We start from the raw sequence: 5,099 nt of genomic DNA, 5'->3' as shown, positions 1-5,099 counted from the left end.
TTCGTGTGGCAAGCCACGATCAAATTGGTGACCGAGAGCGGCCAGGAATTTGAAACGGATTCGGCCGAAGACTTCAAAGGTCCCGGCGGAAACGCGGCATCACGACCACTCGATCGACTTGAGCAACTGGCCCAAGTCTTATTGATGAGCAACGAATTTGCGTTCGTGGATTAGACGCACATCACCGCGTTTGTGCTAATTTGGCGTAGCTGAAGTCGTCAACGACTTTGGTTCGATTGACGTATCCCTCCGAAACTCTTGACGAGTTCCGCTACGAGAGATTGCTTCACGACGTCAGCCAAAACGGCTAACCCAAGCAGCCGGCCCTACATCCCGGCAGAATCGGTTGACGCGACAATCTGGTCGATCTCGCTGACGATCTCGGATGGCAAACGCGTCGCGGTGCATGTTTCGCGTATTTGCTCGGGCCGACGTGCTCCGACGAGCGCGGCGGTAACGCCCGGCTGCGACACCGCCCAACCGATCGACAACTCGGCAATGGTACGGTTTGCACGTTCGCCAAGTATCTGCATTTGATCCAATATCCTGTGCGTCCGCTCGCGTGCAGCGCCTTGGAAAATCGGATACCCAGGCCGACTATCGCCTTCGGCGAACACGTGATCGCGTTTGATTTTGCCTGCCAACAAGCCTTTCATTAGCGTCCAAAACACGTAGACCTGGCCGCCATTGCGACTCGCTTCGGGGATCAATTGATCAAGCGAATCACGCTGCAACAGATTTAGCGGACACTCGATCGCATCACAGCGAACCACCGACGCGAACTGTGCCCTTTGTGCCGGCGTCACATTGCTAACCCCGGTGCGTTTGCAGAGCCCTCGTCGCTGGAGTTCCGCGATCGCAGCGGCCGAGGTTTCGATCGCTACGTTGGGATCGGGCGAGTGCAACATCAGCACGTCAAAGCAAGCGATCCCGAGTCGACGCAATGATTCTTCGGCATCGGCGATGAGCGTTTCGGCCGAGCCATCGATGACCCGTTTGCGATCACGTGACCATCGCTGCCCCACCTTTCCAATCACCTCGAAACGGTCGCGATCCTTAGCTAAAAACGGCCGCAAAATCTTATCGCTCTCGCCGTCATAACCGTAGCTGAATGCGGTATCAAACGCGGTCACGCCCAAATCGATGGCGGTGGCGATGGTGGCTTCGGCATCGCTGCGGGTGACGCCCATGGTGGTGACGCCCGCGATGGGCCAGAGACCAAGCACGATCGGTTTTTCGTTATTCATGCTTGTCATTGTGCCGGGCGAATCCGGCGACGAAAAGCGTCAACCAACGAAAAAAGGGGCGTGAAGGAAAAATCCCTCACACCCCAAATTTGACTCTTCTAGCGGACTCCGACGCGGTGTTCCGGACTAAAACGATGAGCCGGAGCCGCTGGGCCAATTTTCAGTTCAACTTAGAGGTTGATTACCACACCTAGGTCGATTCCTTGAACCCAGAGGCTCGAATCATCAAATTTGAACGGTCGTCCACCGAACGGGCCACCTGTGGCATTGGTCGTTCCGTCGAAGATCGGATCAACCACGTCGCCGGCAAGGGCCACATTGTCGAAGTACAGGAACGAGTAGCCAACGCTAAGCGAAACGTTGGGGCGGAATCGGTAGCCGAGCTTGAAGTTCGCTTCAGGAATGAAGGAGAACACATCTCGCTCGTACGTGCCTTGGTTGTCCAACGCCAGAGCTCCACCGGATAGTACAGGTGGGTTGCTGCCGACAGGACCGAACTGGGACGAACCGGCGATGTTCGCGGTTTGGTTCATGTTACCCAAGTGGACCTTGGTCAACGAACGGGCGGTCCAACGACCCCGCGTCACGCTCATTTCGAAACCAACTTGACCACCGTTGAAACGGTTTTCCATTTCGAACGAGTCGTTGAAATTGGTCAGGTTGCCGGTGTTACGGTTCAAGCTGACACTGCTCATTCGCAAGGTGTCGTCGATGCTAAAGTGAGTGTAACCCCCGATCAATTCAACCTTGCTGGTGCGGCTGCCGCCCAGATTGATACGAGCGTAACCTTCGGCACCAAGCAGTTCGAGCGAGCTCTCTGCGGCGATGGCACCGGTGAAGTTTGCACCGTTAAAGTTGTCCGCTGCGATAAGCAATGCGTCCATACCCCCGGTGTTGGTGTTGAAGTAGGGGCGACCGATCGATCGGTCGCTGCCGTCGCCTTCGCCGTAGAACGAATCTTGGTTTTCAGCAAGGATCCAGAAGCGTCCACCGAGGCCGACGTTTTTGGTGAAATACTTGCCGAAGTCGCCGCGGAAACCGCCCGACAATTCGCCATTGATGTCGTCACCAAAGACGGTCGTCGAATCAGGACCGAAGGGGGCATCACCCGGTGCCGCGGTAGAGATCAAGGCAGGCATGTCACGGTCTTGCGTGAACCACAACAAGGCTTCGGTTTGTGCCCATGTGTCGCTTTCGCAACCGAACATCGATCCGAGCCCCATGCGGCGAAGCGCACCACGGCGGCCACAGTCGCCACCACAGCTGCCGCTACAACCGGCATCACATCCGCCGCTGTAACCCATGCCGCAACCGGCTTGACCACAGCTGCCACCGCAACCGCCGTCACAAGCGGCTTGATAACCGCCGTGGCTACGACGATTTCGCAAACGATGCCCATCGAGGAAGGCGACCGGTTGAAGATCGTTGGCAACGGGAGCCGAGTAGGCAGGCTGCGACTCATAGGCAGACGGGGCATCGTAGTGTGCCGTGTCCTCTTCGTAGGCTTGCGACGACTCGTAAGTATTCGCATGAGACGCCGGAGCGACTTCACTTACCTGTTGTTGGTAAGTGCTTTCGTCGGCAAAATAAGCGTCTTCGTCGTAGCCTGGAAGATCACCAACACTCGAAGCACCCTGTTGAGCAAAGCTCACGTTTGAGGCGGACAGCAACAATGCTGTTAGGGCCAGGCCTCTCAAATTCGTTTTCATAGGAAATCTCGTAACAGTCCGGGAACACTGATTGACTGGTATAAGACAATCGACTCGTTTCACCGCTATATGCAGATCGACAGGAACACTAGGCAAAGTCGACTCAAACTACCCAGCTTGGTGGATAAAGCGTGCAAAGTTTCGCTAACATCGCTGGATTACCCGTTAGAATGAATGTTTCACGCGATTCAACGCGATGAAGAGGCACTTACCTCACTTCTGAAACCAAAAAAACTTGCAAAGAAGTCGCTATGTCTGCTCGTAATTCTGGACCGGAGCTGCCAATTTCAGGGTCGGCGTCCCAACCGGATTCACAAGCGGCATTTTTGACAGGCGAAATTGTCGACGAGTTGGACAGCGCCCTCAGCGGCGAAGGGGATGAAATGGAAGGCAAGCAAACGGATCAGGAAATGGACAGCAAACCGACTCACGCGGCATCCGCAGCGGCCCCAACAACGAGCAATGCCCCAGAGCATGCCCCCCCATCTCTGCCGGACGCACCGCCGCAGGGAGACTCGCTGCAAGGAGAATTGCTCGACGCTGTGCCCCCGCACCCGGAGCCCGAACCCGAGCGTAAACCGGCCACCAGTGCACGTCACATCGGCGGCACTCACAAAGCACTGTCGCCCTATTCCAAGCAAGGGCTCAGCCCCCGCATGATGCGGTGGCGCCGCAAATTGGCTCAAATCAATGCACTTGAGCCGATTTTGAAAGCGGAGGATGACCTCTCGCTGCGAAAACGATCGCTTGCACTGCGTTACCGAGCGATGGCGGGAGAAAAGCTTTCGGTGCTGTTGCCCGAAGGCTATGCGTTGGTCCGCGAAGCGGGCCGGCGAGCGTTGTCGATGCGGCATTATGATGTGCAAATTATCGGTGGCATCTCGCTGTACGAAGGCTGTATCGCCGAAATGCAGACCGGAGAAGGTAAAACGTTGACCGCGTCGCTGCCGTTGTACCTGCACTCGTTAACGGGCAAAGGCGCCCACCTGGCCACGGTCAATGATTACTTGGCCAAACGTGACGCCGAGTGGATGCGGCCGCTGTTTGAACTGCTCGGCGTGTCCGTCGGGATCATTCAAACGCAAGACGACCAGAAAGCCCGCCGCGAATCCTATAGTTGTGCGATCACCTACGGAACCGCCAAAGAATTTGGCTTCGATTTCTTGCGAGATCGACTGTTGCTGCGAGCCCAGAACCGTTTGCAAACCGAGATGCTTGGCGATGGAGGCGGCGGATTTTCAGGCGGCGGCGACCAAATCGTGATGCGAGGCATGCATTTCTGTTTGGTCGACGAGGCCGACAGTATTTTGATTGACGAAGCACGGACGCCTCTGATCATCGGCAGTATCGAAGACACCGTTCGCGACCAGATCGTGGAAACCTATCTGTGGGCCGCCGAGAACGCCCCCAGCTTCGAATTGGACGAGCATTTCGAGATCGACGACGACACCAAACAGTACGAATTGACCGCTCGGGGACGGCAAAAAGTCCGCGCCCTTCCCAAAAGCGACCTCGTTCGCACGATGGGACTGGTCGATTTGTACGAGTACATCGAACGCTCGGTGAAAGTCCACCGTGAATTCCTGCTGAACCGCCAATACGTGGTCAAACCGAACGAAAAAGGGATCGACGAAATCGTGATCGTCGACGAGTTCACCGGCCGGCTCGCCGAGGGACGCAAATGGCGTGACGGGATCCATCAAGCGATCGAAGCCAAAGAGAAAATCGAAATCAGCGTGCCCACCGGCCAGGCGGCTCGAATCACCGTCCAGGACCTGTTTCTACGCTACCCACATCTGGCCGGAATGACCGGAACGGCGGCCACCAGCGCCCGCGAATTGCGGCGAATCTATCGCACTCCGGTGATTCCCGTTCCCACCAACCGGCCCCCCAAACGTAAACGGCTCGCCGACCGCGTGTTTGGCACGATGCAAGCCAAATTTGAAGCGGTCGTCAAAGAGGTCCAAGAGGTGCATGCCCAGGGACGTCCGGTGCTGATTGGAACACGATCGATCGACAAGAGCATGATCGTCTCGCGATTGCTAGACGAACTGGGGATCGAACACAAAGTGCTGAACGCGAACAATGTCGAAATGGAAGCCGAGATCGTTTCGGCGGCCGGCGAACGAGGCAAGGTGACCGT

The 5,099-nt window shown here is 56.6% G+C and carries 3 protein-coding genes; 1 reads left to right on the top strand and 2 read right to left on the bottom strand.

The genetic code is table 11. The features are described from left to right. Nucleotides 1-326 precede the first annotated feature (326 nt). Both ABX962_RS29685 and ABX962_RS29680 read right to left on the bottom strand, forming a co-directional pair. The gene (locus ABX962_RS29685) at nucleotides 327-1,247 is read right to left on the bottom strand and encodes an aldo/keto reductase (RefSeq protein WP_372724952.1); all 921 of its coding nucleotides are present in this window, start codon (nucleotides 1,245-1,247) and stop codon (nucleotides 327-329) included. A 170-nt stretch (nucleotides 1,248-1,417) separates the two neighbouring features. Continuing rightward, nucleotides 1,418-2,899, bottom strand: a complete 1,482-nt coding sequence (locus ABX962_RS29680) for a BBP7 family outer membrane beta-barrel protein (RefSeq protein ID WP_372724951.1) — start codon at nucleotides 2,897-2,899, stop codon at nucleotides 1,418-1,420. 308 nt (nucleotides 2,900-3,207) lie between these two features. On the opposite strand from ABX962_RS29680, the gene ABX962_RS29675 reads away from it, so the two are divergent. After that, nucleotides 3,208-5,099, top strand: a 1,892-nt coding sequence (locus ABX962_RS29675; RefSeq protein WP_372724949.1) for a preprotein translocase subunit SecA, incomplete at its 3' end; no start/stop codon positions are given.

This window comes from Novipirellula sp. (assembly GCF_041583735.1).
In the GTDB taxonomy this organism is placed as follows: Bacteria; Planctomycetota; Planctomycetia; order Pirellulales; family Pirellulaceae; genus Novipirellula.
Note: the sequence above shows the minus strand (reverse complement) of the source record. Positions and strands in the feature narration are given on the sequence as shown.

What these genes read in the sequence shown, in the direction of transcription:
- ABX962_RS29685 (WP_372724952.1), bottom strand. Translation starts at nt 1,247, where the DNA reads ATGAATAACGAAAAACCGATCGTGCTTGGTCTCTGGCCCATCGCGGGC.